This is a genomic window from Sedimenticola sp. (assembly GCF_050289425.1).
GTDB lineage: Bacteria > Pseudomonadota > Gammaproteobacteria > Chromatiales > Chromatiaceae > Sedimenticola.
In genome coordinates this window covers 38,499-58,386 of record NZ_JBNKFS010000004.1, presented here as the reverse complement: position 1 = coordinate 58,386, position 19,888 = coordinate 38,499, and the positions used below count along the sequence as shown (strand labels likewise).

The window sequence follows — 19,888 nt, the reverse complement described above, 5'->3', positions numbered from 1 at the left end:
CAACAAGTGTCGGCTTATTGGTTCTACTCATCTATATAGCGTCGCTGCAGGTCGGCAAAATTATCGATTCGACGATCCCTGAGGAAAGGCCAGATACGTCTCACCGACTCACTTCGCCCCAGGTCGATATCCACCAACATAATCGCTTCGTCCTCACCAGCCTCGCCCAGCAGTTCCCCTTGTGGTCCACAGACAAAGGAGTTCCCCCAAAAACGAATTCCCTGGCTCTGGCCTGAGGGGTCGGCCTCATGGCCCACCCGGTTACAGGCGGCTACCGGCAATCCATTGGCGACGGCGTGACCTCGCTGGACCGTTACCCAAGCATCACGCTGGCGAAGCTGCTCATCGGCATCGTCACCCGGATCCCAGCCGATAGCGGTGGGGTAGAGCAACAGTTCGGCCCCTGCCAGCGCCATCAGCCTGGCCGCCTCCGGGTACCACTGGTCCCAGCAAACCAGCACACCCAGCTTTCCGACACGGGTATCGATAGGGGTAAAACCCAGATCACCCGGCGTGAAATAGAATTTCTCATAAAATCCCGGGTCATCCGGGATATGCATTTTCCGGTAACGTCCGGCCAGACGGCCATCGCTGTCAAACACCACGGCCGTATTGTGGTAGATACCGGCCGCCCGTTTCTCAAACAGGGAGCTGACGATCACCACCTCCAATTCGGCCGCCAGGCCCGCTAAATGGTCGGTAGTGGGGCCGGGTATGCTCTCCGCCAGATCAAACAGCCGCGTTTCTTCGGTTTGACAGAAATAGGGGGTGTTATGCAGCTCTTGCAGTAACACCAGTTCACCCCCCGACTCGGCGGCCCGGCGTATCCGCTCTGAGATAGATTTCAGGTTCTCTTCACGGTTGTTGCTGCAGCGGTGCTGGATCAGGGCTATCTTGAGAATTTTTCGGTGATTCATGGACATGATGGCGTAATGGATGGATTCTCTGCCTTGCAAGGCGTATCGGTTAAGGAGGAGCATACAACAGGATTGGCGGGTGAGTCACAATCTGTTGTTTATGGCTGCACTGACTCCGCACGGGAAAATTGCACCTGGGCGGGAAACTGCATGGTGATGCAGTGCAGACTGCCGTTTTGACGTATCAACGGCAGGCAGTTAATCGGGATGATTTCACGTCCCGGAAAACTGGCCTGCAGGCAGCGGATCGCTGCACTGTCCTGTTCTATACCATAGACAGGCAACAACACCGCCCCATTGATGATCAGGAAATTGGCATAACCGGCCGGCAATCGTTCACCGTCGTCGGAAACGATTGGCGGAATTGCCGGCAGCGGGATCAAACGGTAGGGCGACCCGTCTTGCCGCCTGAATGCCCTCAGTTCCGCCGCCATCGCCTCCAGTTCCGGGTAGTCGCCGTCCTCAACCGTTGCCGTCGCGTAGAGGAGGGTGGCGGGGTCGGCAAATCTGACCAGGGTATCGATGTGCCCGTCTGTATCGTCACCGGAGAGGTGGCCGTGTTCCAACCATAAGAAGCGTTTGAACCCTAACTGACGGGTGAGTATCGACTCCACCTGTTGCGGCGACAGGTCAGGATTCCTGCTTTGCGTCAATACCGAACTGCGGGTCGCCAGTAGCGTCCCTTCTCCGTCGGTTTCTACGGCACCACCTTCCAATACCAGCGGGACCGTCTGGTAGTCAGTTGCGGTAAATACTCCGGATTGGAAAAGACACTGATTGATCCGATTATCCAGCTCTGCCGGATATTTTCCTCCCCAGCCATTGAATTGAAAATCCAGCAACCGGGCACCTTTATCGCCGATACAGCTCAAAGGCGCATGGTCTCTGGCCCAACTGTCATTGGAGGGAGCGATAGCGAACAGCAGACGATGGCTGGCGACACCCGCTTCGGTCAGTTTTTGTCGGATTACCCGCTGGTGATGACTGTTTTTGCAGACAATCAACAGTGGCTGAAAGCGGGTGACCTGCTGGCAGATATCGAGGTAAACCCGGTCCACCTCGGCAAGGTATTCAGCCCAATCGGTTTCCCGGTGGGGCCAAGTCAACATAATGGCGGATTGGGCTGCCCACTCGGCAGGCAGAAGGTACTCGGATGTCAAAGGTGTGATTCCGTTGGGCACCGGTCAGGAACCGGCGCCCGAAATGTCAGCGATGTACGACGGTGTTGATGACGAATTCGTTCTCAAAATAGACGGTAAAGCCTGGATAGACCCAACGGGTGATGGGCGGCTCGCCCACCCACGGAAGTTCCTCCGAGGGAGAACCAAACTGGGCGCGAACCGCATCCATGGTCTGTCCGGGACGCGGGCGCAGTAAACCGTCACCGCTATTGGCCGGAGCTTCCGAGATGGCGTCGATCAAGAGCACGTCAGCCGATGCCAGCGGGGCGATCGACGAGAGCGCAGCAACCAGCAACAGTGTTGAAATGGGTTTCATGATAGTGGAACTCCTGTCCTCTTCTTCTCTAAGGTAAAATATAGCATTTTGATCTAGATCCCGAAACACAAAGGTGTTTCTTTTGTCCAGGGATGGATTTATGCCGCGGAAGCCATGGATAGCTGGGAGCGGCATTCAGAGTATGATTTAATGCGCGCCTATGTATAAGCCTCTCGAACTATTTATCGGATTACGGTATACGCGTGCCAAGCGACGTAACCACTTCATCTCGTTTATCTCCCTGATTTCCATGTTGGGGATCATGCTGGGCGTTGTCGCGCTGATCGCTGTGCTCTCAGTTATGAATGGCTTTCACAAAGAAGTCCGTGAACGGATTCTCGGAATGACCTCTCATGCCACTATCTCTTCCTACCAGAATAACCTGCAGGAGTGGCAGGAGGCGATGACGCTCTCCAAGGATAATCCGCATGTGGTCGGTCAGGCGCCGTTTATCGAGGCCCAGACCATGTTGACTAATGGGCAGAAAGTGAATGGCGCCATCCTGCGTGGCATCTTGCCGGACTTTGAGCCCAAGGTCTCTGAAGTGGGTGAACATATGCTGGCGGGTCGTCTTGACCAGTTGAAAGCCGGCACATTTGACATCATTCTTGGCAAAGAGTTGGCCCAGCTACTGGGTGTGACGGTCGGTGACAAGGTGACGGTCGTTACTCCACAGATACGCGTCACACCGGCCGGTGCCATGCCAAGGCTAAAACGATTTACCGTGGCGGGCATTTTTGAAGTGGGTATGGGAGAGTACGACCGGGGTCTGGCTCTGATCCATATGCAGGATGCTGCCAAATTGCTGAAATTGGGTGAAGGTGTCACCGGTGTGCGGTTGAAACTGGATGACCTTTATCTCGCCCCGCAAGTGTCCCGTCAGCTGGCGCGGCAGTTACCCGGTATATATCGGGTCAGTGACTGGACCTATCAACACCGAAACTTCTTCAGTGCCTTGCGGACCGAAAAGCGCATGATGTCCCTGATACTCTTCCTGATTGTGGCGGTGGCCGCTTTCAATATCGTTTCGACATTGGTGATGGTTGTAACAGACAAACAGAGCGATATTGCCATCCTGCGCACACTGGGTATTTCGCCTCGCAGTATCATGGGCATCTTTATCATCCAGGGTGCCACCATCGGATTTATCGGCACACTGTTGGGAATCGGCGGCGGCATTTTGTTGTCGTTGAATCTCGAATCCATCGTGAAATCGGTGGAACGGCTCTTTAAAGTGAATTTTCTGGATCCCAATATCTACTACATCAGCACCTTACCCTCCGATCTGCATTGGGACGATGTGGGCATGATCAGTGCCTGCGCCTTCCTCGTCACGCTGTTGGCCACGCTCTATCCGGCTTGGCGGGCATCCCGTACGCAACCGGCTGAGGCACTCCGCTATGAGTGATCAAAACGCCGTACTGGAGTGCCGGGACCTGACTCGCACCTTTGTGGATGGCACGCTCTCCGTCCAGGTACTGAGGGGCGTCTCATTGGCCGTCGGCTGCGGAGAGCGAATTGCCATCGTCGGCAGTTCTGGATCCGGCAAAAGCACGCTGCTTCACTGTCTAGGGGGACTGGACAGGGCCACCAGCGGGGAAGTGCTGGTGGATGGACAGAACTTGGCACGGATGGGCGAGAAAGCGCGAGGCATTTTACGCAATCAATCGCTTGGATTTGTCTACCAGTTCCATCATCTGTTGCCGGAGTTTACCGCCCTGGAAAATGTCGCCATGCCGCTTATGATCGGCGACGTATCGGTCTCCGCGTCCAAAGAGCGGGCGGCAGAAATGCTTTCGCGGGTGGGATTGGAGCATCGGATGGGGCACAAGCCGGGGGAACTCTCCGGGGGTGAGCGCCAGCGTGCCGCGGTTGCCCGGGCACTCGTCAATCATCCACGCTGTGTATTGGCTGATGAACCGACCGGCAATCTGGATCAGAAAACCGCCAGGCAGGTGTACGAGTTGATGCTGGAACTGAACCGGGATCTGCAGACCAGCTTTATTGTCGTTACCCACGACATGGCATTGGCAGAGAGCATGGACCGGGTACTGCACTTGTCCGATGGCGTCCTGGGCGATCAGCCGGTCGCTGATTGAGCTTATTTCGGTAGTCGTCGGTTCTTCCAGTTGGAGATGATGTGCATACGCCATAGTCCCCGAATGGAGAGGTATCCAATCAGGGCGGCGATCAGTGCGCAGACCAGGCTACCCAAATAGAGTGGTTCCCAGATGCTGCCCATGCTGTGACTGAGCCACTCCATCGTCGGTTCAAAATCCCCATTCTTCACCGGGGTGCCCAGGATCCAGGTACCCACCAGATAGGTAAAATAAAACAGCGGCGGCATGGTAAGCGGGTTGGTAATCCACACCAGGGCCACTGAGATCGGCATATTGACCCGGGTCGGTATGGCCGTAGCCGCCGCCGCTACCATTTGAAAGGGCATGGGGATAAAGGCCCAAAAAAGTCCCACGGCAAAAGCACCGGCCACGGAACGGCGATTCATGTGCCAAAGATTCGGATCGTGCAGAAGCTGACCAAATACCTTCAGATGCTTGTGATTTCGGATCGTTTCGTGATTCGGGGTAAAACGTTTGATCAGGTGTTTTGGCATACAACCTCTACTGGACAATGCAATCCCCTACAAAGGGCAGAGTATTGAATCATGCCACCGGTTTTTTGACCAGTATTTATACAGTTTTCAAGGTTGCAGACCCCAACTGAGCTGAAACAACGCCGGGTATACGACAGAACAAACCACTGGCATCATCGCTAAACACGATTTAACCTACTAGGGCCTGTTAACCGGCCCAACATTATCAGGCATTCAATCATATAACCCAGGGAAGGGAGATGATTTATTCCACGTTCGCCTTTGTATTCGGTGCTGTGTTGCTGCAATGTCAACCAAGCCTGCCTGCGCCCTTTGTTTTGCCTCTGTTACTGCCGACAGTATGGATCGCCTGGCGCTATCGTTCACGCCGTTATATTCATCTGCCAGCTCTCACAATCGCCGGCTTACTGTGGGCAGCGCTGATGGCGCACGTCACGCTATATAGCGAGCTGGACCCTGCCTTGGAAGGGCGGGATCTGCACCTGGTCGGAGTGGTTGAATCACTGCCGGATGTGACATCTGAGCGGACACGCTTTTTATTTAAAGTTGAAAATATTACCGATGGCCAACAGATGTATGCTTCGCCGGGACGCGTCCAGCTTAGTTGGTATCAGGGTGCAACCGAGCTGTCGGCAGGCGAAACCTGGCAGTTTACTGTCCGCCTGAAGCGCCCCCATGGGATGGCCAACCCCGGCACCCGGGACTACGAACGCAGCTTGTTCCGGAAAGGCATCCGGGCCACCGGCTATATCCGTGCAAACGATACAAATCGGCGTATCGGTGTGGCTGTCATCGGTTACCCGTTCGAGCGATTGCGACAGCGGATAGCCAGGGAAATTGAACAGGCACTGCCATCGGCAGCGGGTAACGGTTTGATTCGGGCGCTGGTGATTGGCGACCGCAGCGGGATCACTCCGGCTGAGTGGCGGGTTTTCCGCGCTACCGGCACCAGCCACCTGATGGCCATTTCCGGATTGCATATCGGCATCGTTTCCGGCATCGGCTTTTTCCTATGTAACGGGTTATGGCGGCGATCCGCCACACTTTGCAGCCGGGTGCCGGCCCCTCAGGCTGGCGCCTTGGCGGCATTGGTCGGCGCTTTTTGCTATGCCGGACTGGCCGGTTTTGCCATCCCCTGCATCAGGGCACTGGTGATGCTTTCTGCATTGCTGGGCGGTGTTCTATTTCGGCGTCCGCTGCAGCCGACCCGTAGCCTCTGTTTTGCGTTGCTGGCGGTGACGATAGGGGATCCGGCCGCCGTGACATCCCCCGGTTTCTGGCTCTCATTCGGGGCCGTGACGGTGATTCTTCTCGGAATCCTGGGAAGAATCCATCTGACCTCGGCACGGATCTTCGGTGTATTTAAGGTGCAATGGGCGGTTGCACTGGGCCTGGCGCCCCTGCTGTTATTGCTTGGATTCGATCTGCCGCTGCTCTCGCCACTGGTGAACATCGTTGCCGTACCGCTCTTTTCGCTGTTGCTGGTGCCGCTGGCGTTGACCTCAGTTGGCTTACTGATGATCTGGCCGACCTTGGGTCAGGCGCTACTAATGGCCACAAATGGGTTACTGGGACAGACGAAGACAATCCTGTTGATGATCTCAGGGTTCAGCGACCCCATTGCCTTGTCAGGCTCTCCACCCACTTGGCTTTTGATGGGGCTGTTGACCAGTGTTCTGCTACTGCTGTTACCGGCAGGCATACCGGGTCGGTGGTTGGGCATCCTGCTGGTCTACCCGTTATTTCTCTATCGACCGTTGTCACCAGCTAAGGGGGAAGTCTGGATGACGATGCTGGATGTCGGACAGGGCTTGTCAATTGTGCTGGAAACGGCCGATCACCGGCTGCTCTATGATACCGGTCCCCGTTTTCCATCCGGATTTGATACCGGTGAGTTGGTGGTGCTGCCATTCCTGAAGGCGAGGGGGGTTGAGAAAATCGACCGCATCATCGTCACCAATGGCGACATGGATCATCGTGGCGGATTGGCCGCTGTGTTAAAAGCCTTTCCGTCAGCGGAGCTGCTGAGCGGTGAGCCGCAGCGGCTTAATAACGGCCAACCGACGCTTTGTGCTGCCGGGATGCGTTGGACCTGGGATGGGGTCGGTTTTTCGATTCTGCATCCGGCTACTGCCTCAAGCTGGCGGGGCAACGATGCGTCCTGTGTACTCGCCGTCGATACGGCAGCCGGACGGGTGCTGTTGACCGGTGATATCGAGGCCCCGGCCGAGGCGTCATTGGTCGAAAAATACCCCGGTCAACTTCACGCAGTCGTCGTGACGATACCCCATCACGGAAGCGCCAGTTCATCCAGAACACCATTTATTGCCGCCACGCAACCGTTATACGGGTTGATCTCATCCGGTTACCGAAACCGCTATGGTTTTCCCCGGGCGGAGGTAGTGGCACGTTGGCAACAACAACAGGTTAAGCTACTCAATACGGCTGAAAGCGGTGCCTTGTCGCTCCGTTTCACCACCGACGGCCGTATCGAGGGGCCTTTCGGCTACCGAAACACGCATGCCAGATACTGGATGACATCACCATTTTGAACTTCATCCGCGAAGGGAAGCGCCATTCAGCTTTCGATCACTGCACGGAATACAGTATGATACGGCTCATTTGGTGGAGCAGGCAGTCCTGATCCGCAAACAAAAACCCAGAGGGAATAGACAAGGTGTTTGAACTGGTAAAAGCCGGCGGTATTCTCATGCTGCCCATCATTGCGTGTTCCGTCGTGGCCATGGCGATCATTATTGAGCGTCTCTGGGCACTGCGCTCCAAACGAGTGATACCGAATAACCTGGTGGCTCAGATCTGGCAACTACACAGTAAAGGTCAACTCACCAACGCCCACGTGGTAACCGTCAAGGAAGGCTCGCCGCTGGGGCGTATTTTGGCGGCCGGCCTGGCCAATCGCCAGCACTCCAAGATCGTCATGAAAGAGGCGATAGAGGAGGTTGGACGTCAGGTGGTTCACGAATTGGAGCGCTATCTGAACACGCTGGGCACCATCGCCTCCATTGCCCCCCTGTTGGGCTTGCTGGGTACGGTAATCGGTATGATCAAGGTATTTGCCGCCATCATGACCGCCGGGGTCGGCAACCCGACCGTGCTCGCCGGCGGTATTTCCGAGGCGCTCATCACCACCGCCGCCGGCCTCTCTGTCGCCATTCCCAGCCTGATGTTCCACCGTTACTTTGGCGGTAAGGTCGATCGGCTGGTGATCAAGATGGAAGAGCAGGCGCTGAAGATGGTCGAGGTGATGCAGGGCGAGCGGGAGCAGGAGTAAATTACGGTGAACCTACGCCCCCATCGCAAGGAGTCACCGGAGCTGAATCTGACGCCGCTGATCGACGTGGTGTTCCTGCTGCTGATTTTCTTCATGGTCTCCACCACCTTCGACAAAGAGTCCCGCATCAAGGTGGATCTACCCACGGCCGCCACCCAGGATGAACAGGTCGCGGAAGAGAAGGTCCTGGAGATCACTATCGATGCCAGCGGACGCTTTTATGTGGATCAGCGTGAAGTGGTGAACACCGATGCCGACACCCTGAAACGGGCAATCGAAAAAGCGGCCGGCGTACGCCGTGATCTCCCGGTCATTATCAAAGCCGATGCCCGCGCCGCTTTTCAGGCGGTGTTTAAGGCGATGGATGTCACCAGTCAACTCGGTTTTGTGAACATGACCTTTCCCGGCAAACAGCCGGTAGAGGGTAACTGACCGATTCGTGAAACGTCTGGATCACTATTGGTACAGCAAGAATCTGGTTTCAGGCGCTCTGTTGCCGCTGTCATGGCTCTTCTGCCTGATCAGCCAGCTACGTCGGCTTGCCTATCGCCGGGGATTCATCGGTACAGATAAATTACCCGTCCCTGTCATCGTAGTGGGAAACATCAGCGTTGGCGGTACCGGAAAAACGCCACTGGTGATCTGGCTGGCGCAACATCTTCTCAACCAGGGTTATCAACCCGGCATTATTTCCAGAGGCTACGGCGGCCAAGCCACCAAGTGGCCCCAGCCGGTCGTCGCTGACAGCGACCCCAGCCTGGTGGGCGATGAGCCGGTCATGTTGGCTAAAAGAACCGGTTGCACATTGTGGGTAGGCCCCGATAGACCCGCCACCGCCCGGGCATTGCTGGCCGCCTCCGCTTGCGACCTGCTGATCTCCGACGACGGACTGCAACACTATGCACTGCAGCGGGACCTGGAAATGGTGGTTATCGATGGTAGCCGGGAACTCGGCAATGGCTATTGCCTGCCGGCTGGCCCTTTACGCGAGCGTACTTCGCGCCTGGCCGAAGTGGATTTGGTGATTTCGAACGGGCCATCATCCCTGACCCCGCTGCAGATGAAGCTGGAACCAGGGCAGTTAATCAATTTGGCCGATCCCACCCTCAGGGTAGGGCTGGACCATTTCAGACAACAGACGGTGCATGCCATGGCCGGTATCGGTAACCCGGGGCGCTTTTTCCAAACCCTGCGTGATGCAGGCTTGCATCTACATGAGCACCCTTTTCCCGATCACCATCGTTTCAGCGCAACGGATATCAATCCGGATGACGCCTTGCCGGTGATCATTACCGAGAAAGATGCGGTAAAATGTGCCCCATTCTCCCAACAGCGCCACTGGTATCTGGAAGTCAGTGCCGTGCCGGGGACGGGATTTATTCAACAGCTGGATCAGCGGATAAGAGAGTTTGAAGATGGATAAAAAGTTGCTTGATATCTTGGTGTGCCCCCTATGTAAAAGCAAACTGACCTATAACAAGAAGGCGGGTGAACTGATCTGTAAGGCAGATCGTCTGGCATTCCCGATCCGTGACGGTATCCCGGTTATGCTTGAAGAGGAGGCGAGAAGCCTGCCGGCCGATGAGGAAGTCGAGTAATCCGTTCCTATTTACCAGCCGGAGTCAGCAATGAACTTTAAAGTGGTTATCCCTGCTCGTTATGGATCAACCCGTTTACCGGGTAAGCCTCTACTCAAGATACATGGACAACCGATGATCCAGCACGTACACCGACGTGCGGTTGAGAGTGGAGCCGAGCAGATTATCGTTGCCACGGATGATCAGCGTATCGCCGATTGTGTGCGGGGGTTTGGTGGGGAAGTTTGCCTGACTGATCCGGGACACCGCAGCGGTACGGACCGGATCGCCGAAGTGTCTAAACAGTATGGCTGGGCAGAGGATGAAATTATCGTTAACCTTCAGGGGGACGAGCCGGATATGCCGTCCGCACTGCTGCATCAAGTTGCGGTGGATATGGACAGGCACCCGGATGCGGTGATAACCACGCTGGCGGCGGAACTCTGCGAACGGGCACAGTTGTTTGATCCCAATGTGGTGAAACTGGTGACCGATGCACGCGGTTACGCGTTGTACTTCAGCCGCGCGCCAATACCCTGGGATCGGGATGCATTTGCCGACCTGGAGGCCATGCCCGGGCAAGTTCAGGGATACCGCCGGCATATCGGCCTTTACGCCTACCGTGCCGGTTTCCTGCCGCGTTATATCCAGTGGCAACCCGCTCCGCTGGAACTTGTCGAGTCACTGGAACAGCTGCGGGTGTTGTGGCACGGCGAACGGATTCATGTCAGTGACGCGGCTCAGATACCCGGTCAAGGGGTGGATACGCAGCAAGACCTGGATCTGTTGAACCAGCGCGAGCCCTCTACAGCAGATTAGTGAGTCGTATTCGGGCCGATCTTGTTGGCCAAGAGTTCCAACAGCTCTTCGGAAAGGGTATTCGAAGCTTTGCCAAATAGAGGAATCATAACGGTCTCCGGTCCCTTTCTGGACGGTTCCCCAAACAGGTTGGCCTGAATAACGGAACTGTTGGAAGGATCGGACAGCACCAGGGCTCCTTCATCCGCCAACACCTCATGTAACACCCACTCTTTTCCCAAGTGATTGAAGTGGCTGCCGATCAGCGATCGCATACGAAGAATAAAATCCTGATCTTGCAAAATAGTCTCCAGGCCAATGGCTGTCGGGTAGGTCAGTGGATAACGCATACAGAGCATATAGGCCCGGTATCAGCTAATTCAACCATGCAGATAAACCGGGATATGCCCGGCATAAAACCGTTGGGGATGATCCTGAGTCGAGCGGAAAGCCTTGCGGTTTAGAAATGGCCGTAGGAGACCAGCAAATCGCCCTTTCTACGACCATGGTTCATACGTCGATCCAGATTGTCGCGGTGGCATTTTCTGCGCTCAACCCGATAGCGTCGCGCTTTTCCTGCACGACGATCGACGATACCCTCATAGACGCAGTGACATTCCGGGGCATTGCAGCCGGGCAAGGGAAGGGATGGCGGTTGACTGACGGGGTACACCTGATCCATTTGATTGATAGCGGTTTTGCAACCACACCGGGCGACCCTTAACAGGATAAACCGATCATAGCGCTTGATCTTTTCCAGTTCGGCCTTGCGTATCTCTTCAATACTCAAAGGCCTCAACTCTGCTTTAGAAAACCATTTCATGATTTAAATTTCCGGTCCCTGTAGGCGCTGTCGCTTGGGACAATTATAGGCTATGTTTCACTGACCGGTTAAGTACAAACAGACAAATAAAGTGCAAATTGAATCTAGGTGTCTTGCCATAAAACCGATAGAGGAATGGAAGGCGTGGGAGATAATCTATTCACCACAGCCGTGCTGCGCACCAGCCGTTCAACAGCTTTATTATGGAAAATATTAAATCTTTTCGATAAACAATGAATGTCGCTATCTATATCTACGACCAAGCGGAAGTTCTGGATTTCTCCGGGCCCTTTGAAGTTTTTACGACGGCAGCCCGTCTCGCCCCCAAAAATGGCGCGCCATCGGTCTTTCTGGTGAGTGAATTGGGCCAAACTGTCACGGCCAGGGGAAATTATCGCGTTATTCCCGATTACGGATTCGGTGATTGTCCCACGGTAGATCTCTTGATTGTTCCCGGTGGTGTGCACACGGGTGAACTCGATAAACCTTCGGTGATCAAATGGATCGCGGATATTGCCGTCAATACAACAATCACGGCTTCGGTCTGCACCGGTGCATTCCTGTTGGCGGAGGCAGGGGTAATTAAAAATAATCCGGCCACCACGCACTGGGAAGATATCCCAGCGTTGAAAAAAGCTTACCCCAGCCTGACAGTGCATGAAAATATTCGCTGGGTAGATGCGGGACGTGTTGTGACGTCCGGTGGTATTTCAGCCGGTATCGATATGAGTTTGCATCTGATCGCCAGACTATACGGTATCGATCTGGCGCAAAAAACAGCCCAGCAAATGGAATTTGCCTGGCGGTCGTCAGAGGGACTTCAGACAGCAGACGCCTAGGGCCTGTTTCCGGGGCGGTGAAAATGGTTGAATAGTGTAATTTTGCAGGTGTAGAAGTATTTCAGGTTATCCATCTATGAAGAAGGTTTCTATTCTATTCGTCTGCATGGGCAACATTTGTCGTTCGCCCACCGCTCACGGCGTATTTGAACAGTTGGTGGAGGATGCCGGACTGGCGATGCAAATTGAGGTCGACTCAGCCGGCACGCATGCTTACCACGTTGGCCATCCGCCCGATCCGAGATCACAGGAGACGGCGCTGGGTAGGGGGATCGATCTGAGTCGACAGCGCGCCCGAAAAGCGGCGCGGGAGGATTTTGAGCGGTTTGATTATGTTATTGCCATGGATAGAGATAATTTCAACAACCTGCTGGCCATTGCACCCGCTCACCAGCGGGAGAAACTGCATCTATTGCTTGATTTCGCTCCCGAACTTGGACTTCGAGAAGTTCCTGACCCGTACTATGGCGGAGCGGGAGGGTTCGACCGGGTCTTTGATCTGGTATCGACCGCTTCCCGTGCCCTGTTGGATACGATCAGGGAGAAGCATCGACTCTGATAGCCAAGATGGCAAAACAGATGAGGCGGCCATTGGCCGCCTCATCTGTCTTACCTATCCATACGGCGAGATATCTTTCGACTACTCATCACCCTCTGTCGTAGGTTTGTTTTCCACCTTGCTTTCAGAAGATCTGTTTTTCACCACGGATGCAACATCGGTTTTGCTCTCCGCTGATGTGGAGGACGTTTCAGCCGCCGGTTTCGGGCTTACTTCAGGCTTTTCAGCCAACGGTTTTACCGATTCGGCGGTTGCGCTCGGCTTGGTCTCCACTTGGCGCAACGGACGCTGTTCCGCTATCGGAGACGGTTTGGGCATCGCCGATTGTGGTGTCACCGCGGGCGGGGAGGGTGGAGCCTTTGCCTCCGGTTTTTCCTGAGGCGCCTGTCCCGGTTTGACTGCGTCCGGCTTGGTCTCCACCTGACGCAATGGCTGCTCCATGGCGAGGGGCGATTTAGCTGCGGCTGGCGCTGCACTGACGACCGGCTTGGGTTCGGACGCGACAGCCGGTCTTACCGGAGGCGGTGTAGCGACAGCCGGTTTGATCGCATCCGGCTTGGTCTCCACCTGGCGCAGTGGCGTTTCTTTTGATTCAGGCTTGGGTACCGGTTTTGATTCGGGCCGTTCAGCCGAGGGCTCCACCTTGGCAGCCGGTTTTTCCACCGCTTTTTCCGGTGCCTCCGACGGCGTGGTCGCTGCGGATTTAGCTTCTTGCGGTTTCTCTACCTCATTTGCCGCGACAGTTTTAGGAGCGGAAGTTTGCGTCGTCTCCGCCTTTTTTTCCGTAGCTGGTCTATCAGCACGTACTTCAGGTTTCGAGGCAGTTTTGTCAACACTTGCAGCGTCAACACTACCGGTAGACGGAGAAGAAGCCGAAGTTGGAGCCTCTTTCACAACGCTTTCGCCCTGTTGATTCCGGTCTTGCCGCGGCGTCGGCTTGTCGCTCAACGACTCGACTGCCCCCACTGTTTCCTGAGCGTTCTCATCCGGCTTCTGCTGTGAAGTCTTTGGTTTACGCGAACGTGGGTTCCTGGCGGGACGGGTTTGCTCAGACGAGTCACGGCTCTCTTGATCGGCTACCATGGTCTCAGTATTGTTTTCCGACACCGCAACACTGCCCCCCTCATTCTCACCGTTGCTGGATTTACGACGTCTGCGTCCACCACGCCGCCCGCGACGGGAACTGCGTTTGGGCTCTTCGCCGCTGGAAGTCTGCTCATTCGGTCGACTGTCTTCGGCAGTAACCGCTTTCTGGTCCGTTTCACGCTTTTCATCACCAGAGGTGGTTGGGCGCTTATCGTCCTGGTTCGCCCCTTTGCGCTGAATAGCCTGCGGTTGTTGGCGTCCCTCATCAGTCCGTTTTTTGGCAGACTGCTTGGGTTTGCTGCTTCTGGTGCGGCGTGTGTCATCCTGACCATCACGGCTGCGCTTATCCCGATTTTTTGATTCTTCGCGCTTTTCACTCGTCTTTTTTCTGGCGGTAGCGGTTTGCACAGGAGTCTCAGTTTCGCTATCTCCACCGATAATCGCCTTCCAAAGCTTGCTGAAGAACCCTTTTTCCCTTGGTTGCTCTTCCTTAATCGCTCTGGACTGTGGCGTTGGGGCCGGGGAAGAGGGGACAACGCGCTTAACAGTCGGCTCTTCAGCCTTCACCTCTTTGGGTTTTGCGAAGCCGGGGGTTTTGTCTTCCGGTTCCAGCATCATCTTGTAGCTGGAGGTCTCTTCAGCCCCTTCCGGTACATCCTGCTCTCGAATTCGCTCGATTTCGTAGTGCGGTGTTTCCAGATGGATATTGGGAATTAGGACAACGTTTACTTCCTGACGCTGTTCAATATCGTGGATCGCCTCACGCTTTTCATTCAGCAAAAAGGTCGCCACATCGACCGGCAGTTGGGCATTGATCCTTACCGTGTTCTCTTTCATCGCGTGCTCTTCGATGATTCGAAGCACCGAGAGCGCCAGGGACTCCACGCCGCGGATAAAGCCGTGACCATCGCAACGCGGACAGACATGTAACATCGACTCCCCAAGAGAGGGGCGCAGGCGTTGTCGGGAGAGCTCAAGCAATCCAAAGCGCGAGATACGTCCCAGTTGAACACGGGCACGGTCTTGCTTCATCGCCTCTTTCAGGCGGTTTTCCACCTCTCGCTGATTGCGCGTCGGGGTCATGTCGATGAAATCGATTACAAACAGGCCGCCCATGTCGCGCATTCTAAGCTGACGCGCAATCTCATCGGCGGCTTCCAGATTGGTGTTGAGTGCCGTCTCTTCGATATCGGCTCCCTTGGTGGAGCGGGCGGAGTTGATATCGATCGAGGTCAGTGCCTCAGTGTGGTCGATGACGATCGCCCCACCTGACGGCAGGCGCACTTCGCGCTGGAAGGCGGACTCAATCTGACTTTCGATCTGGTAACGGCTGAACAGTGGCACTTCATCGACATAGTGGCGCAGTTTTCGCACGTTATGGGGCATCACCTGCTCGATAAACTCACAGGCTTCCGCATAGACCTCGGGATGATCGATGACGATCTCGCCGATATCCGCACGCAGATGGTCACGGATCGAGCGGATGATGACATTGCTCTCCTGGTAGATCAGAAAGGGTGCCGATTTCTCCTTGGCGGAGGATTCGATCGCTTCCCATAACTGTAACAGGTAGTTGAGATCCCACTGGAGATCTTCCTGGCTTTTGCCGATCCCGGCGGTCCGTACAATCAGTCCGGCACCATCGGGTATTTCCAGACCGGACATGGCGTCACGCAATTCGTTCCGTTCCTGCCCTTCAATACGTCGGGAAATGCCACCGGCACGCGGATTATTCGGCATCAGTACAAGATAGCGCCCGGCCAGGGAGATGAAGGTGGTCAGTGCGGCCCCTTTGTTGCCGCGCTCTTCTTTCTCAATCTGGACGACAACTTCTTGGCCTTCCTTGATGGCGTCCTTGATCTGCACGCGTCCACCGGACTCTTTGGCTGAGCCGGTAAAATAATTGCGTGAGATCTCTTTAAGGGGGAGGAAACCGTGGCGATCCGATCCGTAATCTACAAAAGCCGCTTCAAGGCTCGGTTCTACCCGAGTGACTTTCCCTTTGTAAATGTTGGCTTTTTTCTGCTCTCTTCCGGCGGTTTCTATATCCAGGTTGTATAATTTTTGGCCATCCACGATGGCTACACGCAACTCCTCTGGCTGAGTTGCGTTGATCAACATACGTTTCATATTGTGATATTCCCAGGGCGCGCTCTCTTCGTTCAGGAATCGGACAGAGTCTGATATCGCCGGGTTTCACCGGGCAATTCCCAGTATCCGGATTCCTATCGAAAGCAAGCGCTGCAGCGTGTTTGAAGGAGGTAATTGGCCTGTTCAACACGGCAGCATCTTTGAAGCACGCCGTTAATTATGTACATCAACTGCAACCGCAGTGTGATGCGTTCTTTGTTATGCATCGGACAGGCAGAGAACTCTGCGGATCGATCTATCTCACAGTGTGAGAGATCTGATCGCCCGGCAATAACAGAACGCCACCAAGAAGTGGTGGACGTTCGGTGATCAGTTTGCTTATAGCTATAGCGGAAACAGATAGCCCTATTAGCTAAACTCGCCGCTAACGGGGGATTATAACTATCTTAAGCAGGTGCAGCAAATGGAGTGTGTACGGACAAGGGGCGGCAAGGAGCAGGGTAGATCAGGCCCACACCACTATTGGTGTCGTTTACGAAACTGGTATCATATGGTCGATGTCACACTCCCAACCGATTAGTCACGCCGTTCATATCCTGAATGTAGAGCCAGGCTATGAAGGGCAGCGCATTGATAACTTTCTCATTAACTATTTAAAGGGCGTGCCCAAGAGTCTGGTTTACCGGATCCTGCGTCGTGGTGAGGTACGCGTCAACAAGGGTCGTATCAAAGCGAGTTATCGTCTGCAGGTGGGGGATCAGGTGAGGGTCCCGCCCGTAAGGATGGCAGACAAAGCGGAGCCGAGTCGGGTCGATAGCCGATTACTGGACCGACTCGAAGCGGCCATCCTCTATGAAGACAAACGACTGTTGGTGCTGAACAAGCCTTCGGGAATCGCTGTGCACGGGGGAAGCGGTCTGAATTTTGGCGTGATTGAGGCTTTACGCCAGTTACGTCCGGAAGAACGTCAACTGGAACTGGTACACCGACTGGACCGGGATACCTCAGGGTGCCTGCTGATTGCCAAGCGCCGTAGCGCCTTGCGCAGGCTGCATGAATTGATGCGCGGAAATGGGATAGATAAACGCTACATCGCCCTGGTTAAAGGAAACTGGCATCGAGATCGTCTGGAGGTAAATGTCCCCCTGCTGAAAAACACCCTTCAGGGCGGGGAACGTATCGTGACAGTCGATCCACGAGGAAAAGAGTCCGTGACCCGGTTCAGCGTGCGGGAAAGGTTGGGAGAATGGATGTTGGTGGAGGCCCGCTTGTTGACCGGCCGTACCCATCAGATCCGGGTTCATGCCGCACATCTGGGGACACCGATACTGGGTGATGACAAATACGGTGACTCGGCGGCCAACAAGGAGATAAAGGAATTGGGCCTGAAACGGCTGTTCCTGCATGCGGAAACGCTGAGATTTCGTTGGCCAGAAGCGAAACAGGATGAAGTCTTCAAGGCTGCGCTGGAGCCGTCTTTGGAGCAGTTGTTGAACCGGATGCGCGCCCAGTTAAATTGATTTAAAGTGGTATTTGAAGATTTATGAAACCTGATTTTAAACTTCTGGTGTTCGACTGGGACGGTACCTTGATGGATTCGGAGGCAAGAATTGTCTCTTGTGTGCGTGCCGCCACCCAGGATATGGCTATTGAAACCCCAGCTGACGAACAGATCAGGGATATCATCGGATTGGGGCTAAAGGAGGCGCTTGAAAAACTGTTTCCCGGCTCGGACGCCCCCTTTAAAGAGCGCTTTATCGATTTTTACCGCCACTATTTTCTACATGAAGACAGCACGCCGTCACGGCTTTTTCCCCATGTCAGGGAGGTGCTGGATTATCTGGCAAGCCAGGATTACCTGTTGGCAGTGGCTACCGGAAAGGGGCGCCCGGGTCTGAATAAAGTGTTGCAAGAGACCGGTCTGGCCCCGCGATTCCATGCCACACGCTGTGCCGATGAAACCTTCTCCAAACCGCATCCGGAGATGTTGCTGCAAATTATGGATGAGTTGGGGGTCACCCCGGCCGACACCCTGATGATCGGCGATACCGAATACGATCTACAGATGGCCATCAATGCCGGCACACACGGATTGGCAGTGAGTTACGGTGTGCATACTGTGGATCGCCTCAATCAGTTCAACCCGTTGGGGTGCCTGGATGACATATCGGAGTTGTCTGATTGGCTAAAACAGTAATGCTATGGGTGGGGACGCACAGAACGGCATTCATTTTCGTCTAAACTCTGCCCGTGTGATTTTCGAGAAGGCCCGACAAACTTAAAGAGAGAGAGATGGATAATCTGGAACAAGAACGCGTGAAACGAAAGGATGGCTGGGAGCGGGATCTGTTGGAGAAACTGGCCACAGCCTCTATCACCGAGCAGCGTCGTGCCCGACGTTGGGGTATATTTTTTAAACTGTTGACCTTCGCCTATCTGTTGACGCTGTTGATTCTCTGGTTGCCGGATACGCTGCCGGACGCCGCCATGAATGCGGCAAAAGATCATACCGCCCTGATAGAGATTAAGGGTGTGATCGCGGATGATTCGGATGCCAGCGCAGATAACGTCGTGACGGCACTGCGGGCGGCTTATGAAGATAAGAAAACCAAGGGGGTTATCCTGCGCATCAACAGTCCTGGCGGCAGTGCGGTACAGGCTGGCTATATCAATGACGAGATTCGTCGACTCAAGACCAAGCATCCTAAAATACCCGTCTATGCCGTGGTCACCGATATGGCGGCCTCGGGTGGTTACTACATCGCTGTGGCGGCGGATGAAATCTACGTAGACAAAGCCAGTATTGTCGGTTCCATCGGCGTATTGATGAGCACTTTCGGATTTGAACGCGGCATGGAAAAGTTGGGTGTTGAACGCCGTCTGCTCACTGCCGGTGAGCATAAGGGCATTCTTGATCCTTTCTCGCCTTTAAAACCGGAAGAGAAGCAGCATGTACAAAATATGTTGGATCAGGTGCATCAGCAGTTTATTCAAGCGGTGAAGGATGGCCGCGGTGACAGACTGAAAGAGAACACGGATACCTTCAGCGGGCTGTTTTGGTCCGGTGAAGAGAGTATCAAACTGGGGTTGGCCGACGGTTTGGGTAGTAGCAGCTATGTGGCGCGCGAACTGATCGGCGTCGAAAATCTGGTGGATTATACCCAGTCCGAAGATTTTCTGGAGCGATTCGCCAAGCGCATCGGCGCCGGGGCGGCGGCCTTCGTCACCAACCAAACCGCCTTGAGCACCAATCCCTCTATGCGTTGATTACCTGGACCACACAAGCGGTATTTCACCTTCATCTAGAGAGCGGACCTGTCGTGGGCGGGGCCGCTCTTTTTGTTCGGTAATCGGTGGATTCGGGTTGCCACTTTTCGCTTCCCCGGCGTACTATCTTAGAAAGATTCTGCCATGAGAGACTGCTAGCAAGGTATCGATATGATAGGCCCGGTCGACTCCAATTGTGCCAAGACCCTGTGCAAGAGCCACCGCAAGGTGAGTTCGCCGGCTTCGGAAGGAGAGGCGAATATTTTCTTTAACCTCTGCATGGATCGGGTGCACTATTCTCCTGAGCGAGGCGCTATCTATTTTGTGGATTCCAGCTATATGAAAGTGGCCGAAATCATCGAGTCGGTCATGGCGGGGTTGGGATACGAGCCGCAGATTGAACAGCTCTACTTGGATCAGCTCAGCATTTTCAAGAGTTTGAAACGGGTTAGGCTTGATCAGGCCCAGGCCCGTGCCATCATGGTTGCCCTACGCATGGAAGGCATGCAGATTACCATCTCCAAGTAA

21 protein-coding genes are annotated in these 19,888 nt (G+C 54.8%); 14 read left to right on the top strand and 7 right to left on the bottom strand.

Annotated elements, in window-relative coordinates; translation table 11 throughout:
* Positions 1-23: 23 nt before the first annotated feature.
* The 3 genes from ACQY5R_RS03650 to ACQY5R_RS03640 all read right to left on the bottom strand — a co-directional run bounded on the left by ACQY5R_RS03650 (position 24) and on the right by ACQY5R_RS03640 (position 2,414).
* Entirely contained in the window at positions 24-917 is an 894-nt protein-coding gene (locus ACQY5R_RS03650) for a carbon-nitrogen hydrolase (protein WP_428604636.1), read from the bottom strand.
* A gap of 98 nt (positions 918-1,015) precedes the next feature.
* The gene (locus ACQY5R_RS03645; RefSeq protein ID WP_428604634.1) at positions 1,016-2,098 is read right to left on the bottom strand and encodes an agmatine deiminase family protein; all 1,083 of its coding nucleotides are present in this window, start codon (positions 2,096-2,098) and stop codon (positions 1,016-1,018) included.
* Positions 2,099-2,123: 25 nt separating this feature from the next.
* Positions 2,124-2,414, bottom strand: a complete 291-nt coding sequence (locus tag ACQY5R_RS03640; RefSeq protein ID WP_428604631.1) for a hypothetical protein — start codon at positions 2,412-2,414, stop codon at positions 2,124-2,126.
* A 160-nt stretch (positions 2,415-2,574) separates the two neighbouring features.
* Here ACQY5R_RS03640 and ACQY5R_RS03635 point away from each other — a divergent pair, with 160 nt between their 5' ends.
* Together ACQY5R_RS03635 and lolD are read left to right on the top strand one after the other, a co-directional pair.
* The gene (locus ACQY5R_RS03635) at positions 2,575-3,822 is read left to right on the top strand and encodes a lipoprotein-releasing ABC transporter permease subunit (protein ID WP_428604629.1); all 1,248 of its coding nucleotides are present in this window, start codon (positions 2,575-2,577) and stop codon (positions 3,820-3,822) included.
* Entirely contained in the window at positions 3,815-4,513 is a 699-nt protein-coding gene (lolD, locus tag ACQY5R_RS03630) for a lipoprotein-releasing ABC transporter ATP-binding protein LolD (protein WP_428604626.1), read from the top strand. The genes ACQY5R_RS03635 and lolD overlap by 8 nt, the downstream gene beginning before the upstream one ends.
* 2 nt (positions 4,514-4,515) lie before the next feature.
* Here the strand turns inward: lolD and ACQY5R_RS03625 are convergent, their stop codons facing one another.
* Positions 4,516-5,028, bottom strand: a complete 513-nt coding sequence (locus tag ACQY5R_RS03625) for a DUF2062 domain-containing protein (RefSeq protein ID WP_428604623.1) — start codon at positions 5,026-5,028, stop codon at positions 4,516-4,518.
* A gap of 239 nt (positions 5,029-5,267) precedes the next feature.
* Between ACQY5R_RS03625 and ACQY5R_RS03620 the strand changes: the two genes are divergently transcribed.
* The 6 genes from ACQY5R_RS03620 to kdsB all read left to right on the top strand — a co-directional run bounded on the left by ACQY5R_RS03620 (position 5,268) and on the right by kdsB (position 10,716).
* Positions 5,268-7,580, top strand: a complete 2,313-nt coding sequence (locus tag ACQY5R_RS03620) for a DNA internalization-related competence protein ComEC/Rec2 (protein WP_428604620.1) — start codon at positions 5,268-5,270, stop codon at positions 7,578-7,580.
* A gap of 125 nt (positions 7,581-7,705) precedes the next feature.
* Complete coding sequence (locus ACQY5R_RS03615; RefSeq protein WP_428604617.1) at positions 7,706-8,320, top strand: MotA/TolQ/ExbB proton channel family protein; 615 nt, start codon at positions 7,706-7,708, stop codon at positions 8,318-8,320.
* Between the two features lie 6 nt (positions 8,321-8,326).
* Positions 8,327-8,752 carry an ExbD/TolR family protein gene (locus ACQY5R_RS03610; RefSeq protein WP_428604615.1) on the top strand — a complete coding sequence of 142 codons (426 nt, stop codon included), beginning with the start codon at positions 8,327-8,329 and terminating at the stop codon, positions 8,750-8,752.
* A gap of 7 nt (positions 8,753-8,759) precedes the next feature.
* A complete protein-coding gene (gene lpxK, locus ACQY5R_RS03605; RefSeq protein ID WP_428604613.1) occupies positions 8,760-9,743 on the top strand; it encodes a tetraacyldisaccharide 4'-kinase in 984 nt (327 codons plus the stop codon).
* The gene (locus ACQY5R_RS03600) at positions 9,736-9,918 is read left to right on the top strand and encodes a Trm112 family protein (RefSeq protein WP_029133817.1); all 183 of its coding nucleotides are present in this window, start codon (positions 9,736-9,738) and stop codon (positions 9,916-9,918) included. Before lpxK ends, ACQY5R_RS03600 begins: the two co-directional genes overlap by 8 nt.
* 30 nt (positions 9,919-9,948) lie before the next feature.
* A complete protein-coding gene (kdsB, locus tag ACQY5R_RS03595) occupies positions 9,949-10,716 on the top strand; it encodes a 3-deoxy-manno-octulosonate cytidylyltransferase (RefSeq protein ID WP_428604609.1) in 768 nt (255 codons plus the stop codon).
* Here the strand turns inward: kdsB and ACQY5R_RS03590 are convergent.
* Positions 10,713-10,997 carry a hypothetical protein gene (locus ACQY5R_RS03590; protein ID WP_428604607.1) on the bottom strand — a complete coding sequence of 95 codons (285 nt, stop codon included), beginning with the start codon at positions 10,995-10,997 and terminating at the stop codon, positions 10,713-10,715. The genes kdsB and ACQY5R_RS03590 overlap by 4 nt on opposite strands.
* 158 nt (positions 10,998-11,155) lie before the next feature.
* Positions 11,156-11,518 carry a hypothetical protein gene (locus tag ACQY5R_RS03585; protein WP_428604604.1) on the bottom strand — a complete coding sequence of 121 codons (363 nt, stop codon included), beginning with the start codon at positions 11,516-11,518 and terminating at the stop codon, positions 11,156-11,158.
* A gap of 233 nt (positions 11,519-11,751) precedes the next feature.
* Here ACQY5R_RS03585 and ACQY5R_RS03580 point away from each other — a divergent pair, with 233 nt between their 5' ends.
* Positions 11,752-12,357 carry a DJ-1/PfpI family protein gene (locus tag ACQY5R_RS03580; RefSeq protein ID WP_428604602.1) on the top strand — a complete coding sequence of 202 codons (606 nt, stop codon included), beginning with the start codon at positions 11,752-11,754 and terminating at the stop codon, positions 12,355-12,357.
* 76 nt (positions 12,358-12,433) lie between these two features.
* Positions 12,434-12,916, top strand: coding sequence for a low molecular weight protein-tyrosine-phosphatase (locus tag ACQY5R_RS03575; RefSeq protein WP_428604600.1), 483 nt, complete (start codon positions 12,434-12,436; stop codon positions 12,914-12,916).
* Positions 12,917-12,997: 81 nt separating this feature from the next.
* On the opposite strand, the gene rne is transcribed toward ACQY5R_RS03575, so the two are convergent.
* Positions 12,998-16,132 carry a ribonuclease E gene (gene rne / locus ACQY5R_RS03570; protein ID WP_428604598.1) on the bottom strand — a complete coding sequence of 1,045 codons (3,135 nt, stop codon included), beginning with the start codon at positions 16,130-16,132 and terminating at the stop codon, positions 12,998-13,000.
* 518 nt (positions 16,133-16,650) lie between these two features.
* Here rne and rluC point away from each other — a divergent pair.
* From rluC to ACQY5R_RS03550, 4 genes are all read left to right on the top strand, one after another.
* Positions 16,651-17,613 (top strand): 23S rRNA pseudouridine(955/2504/2580) synthase RluC, encoded by a 963-nt coding sequence (gene rluC, locus ACQY5R_RS03565; protein WP_428604595.1) that lies wholly within the window; start codon positions 16,651-16,653, stop codon positions 17,611-17,613.
* Positions 17,614-17,636: 23 nt separating this feature from the next.
* A complete protein-coding gene (locus tag ACQY5R_RS03560) occupies positions 17,637-18,290 on the top strand; it encodes an HAD-IA family hydrolase (protein ID WP_428604593.1) in 654 nt (217 codons plus the stop codon).
* Positions 18,291-18,385: 95 nt separating this feature from the next.
* A complete protein-coding gene (sppA, locus tag ACQY5R_RS03555; RefSeq protein WP_428604590.1) occupies positions 18,386-19,360 on the top strand; it encodes a signal peptide peptidase SppA in 975 nt (324 codons plus the stop codon).
* A 171-nt stretch (positions 19,361-19,531) separates the two neighbouring features.
* On the top strand, positions 19,532-19,888 hold the full coding sequence (locus ACQY5R_RS03550) for a hypothetical protein (RefSeq protein WP_428604588.1): 357 nt from the start codon (positions 19,532-19,534) through the stop codon (positions 19,886-19,888).

Excerpts from the sequence above, each read along its gene's own strand:
- rluC (WP_428604595.1), top strand. The coding sequence starts at position 16,651 with ATGTCACACTCCCAACCGATTAGTCACGCCGTTCATATCCTGAATGTA.
- lolD (WP_428604626.1), top strand. The coding sequence starts at position 3,815 with ATGAGTGATCAAAACGCCGTACTGGAGTGCCGGGACCTGACTCGCACC.
- ACQY5R_RS03635 (WP_428604629.1), top strand. The coding sequence starts at position 2,575 with ATGTATAAGCCTCTCGAACTATTTATCGGATTACGGTATACGCGTGCC.
- ACQY5R_RS03640 (WP_428604631.1), bottom strand. The coding sequence starts at position 2,414 with ATGAAACCCATTTCAACACTGTTGCTGGTTGCTGCGCTCTCGTCGATC.
- rne (WP_428604598.1), bottom strand. The coding sequence starts at position 16,132 with ATGAAACGTATGTTGATCAACGCAACTCAGCCAGAGGAGTTGCGTGTA.
- ACQY5R_RS03650 (WP_428604636.1), bottom strand. The coding sequence starts at position 917 with ATGAATCACCGAAAAATTCTCAAGATAGCCCTGATCCAGCACCGCTGC.
- ACQY5R_RS03550 (WP_428604588.1), top strand. The coding sequence starts at position 19,532 with ATGATAGGCCCGGTCGACTCCAATTGTGCCAAGACCCTGTGCAAGAGC.
- ACQY5R_RS03580 (WP_428604602.1), top strand. The coding sequence starts at position 11,752 with ATGAATGTCGCTATCTATATCTACGACCAAGCGGAAGTTCTGGATTTC.
- sppA (WP_428604590.1), top strand. The coding sequence starts at position 18,386 with ATGGATAATCTGGAACAAGAACGCGTGAAACGAAAGGATGGCTGGGAG.
- ACQY5R_RS03625 (WP_428604623.1), bottom strand. The coding sequence starts at position 5,028 with ATGCCAAAACACCTGATCAAACGTTTTACCCCGAATCACGAAACGATC.
- ACQY5R_RS03620 (WP_428604620.1), top strand. The coding sequence starts at position 5,268 with ATGATTTATTCCACGTTCGCCTTTGTATTCGGTGCTGTGTTGCTGCAA.
- ACQY5R_RS03600 (WP_029133817.1), top strand. The coding sequence starts at position 9,736 with ATGGATAAAAAGTTGCTTGATATCTTGGTGTGCCCCCTATGTAAAAGC.
- ACQY5R_RS03585 (WP_428604604.1), bottom strand. The coding sequence starts at position 11,518 with ATGAAATGGTTTTCTAAAGCAGAGTTGAGGCCTTTGAGTATTGAAGAG.
- ACQY5R_RS03560 (WP_428604593.1), top strand. The coding sequence starts at position 17,637 with ATGAAACCTGATTTTAAACTTCTGGTGTTCGACTGGGACGGTACCTTG.
- ACQY5R_RS03575 (WP_428604600.1), top strand. The coding sequence starts at position 12,434 with ATGAAGAAGGTTTCTATTCTATTCGTCTGCATGGGCAACATTTGTCGT.
- kdsB (WP_428604609.1), top strand. The coding sequence starts at position 9,949 with ATGAACTTTAAAGTGGTTATCCCTGCTCGTTATGGATCAACCCGTTTA.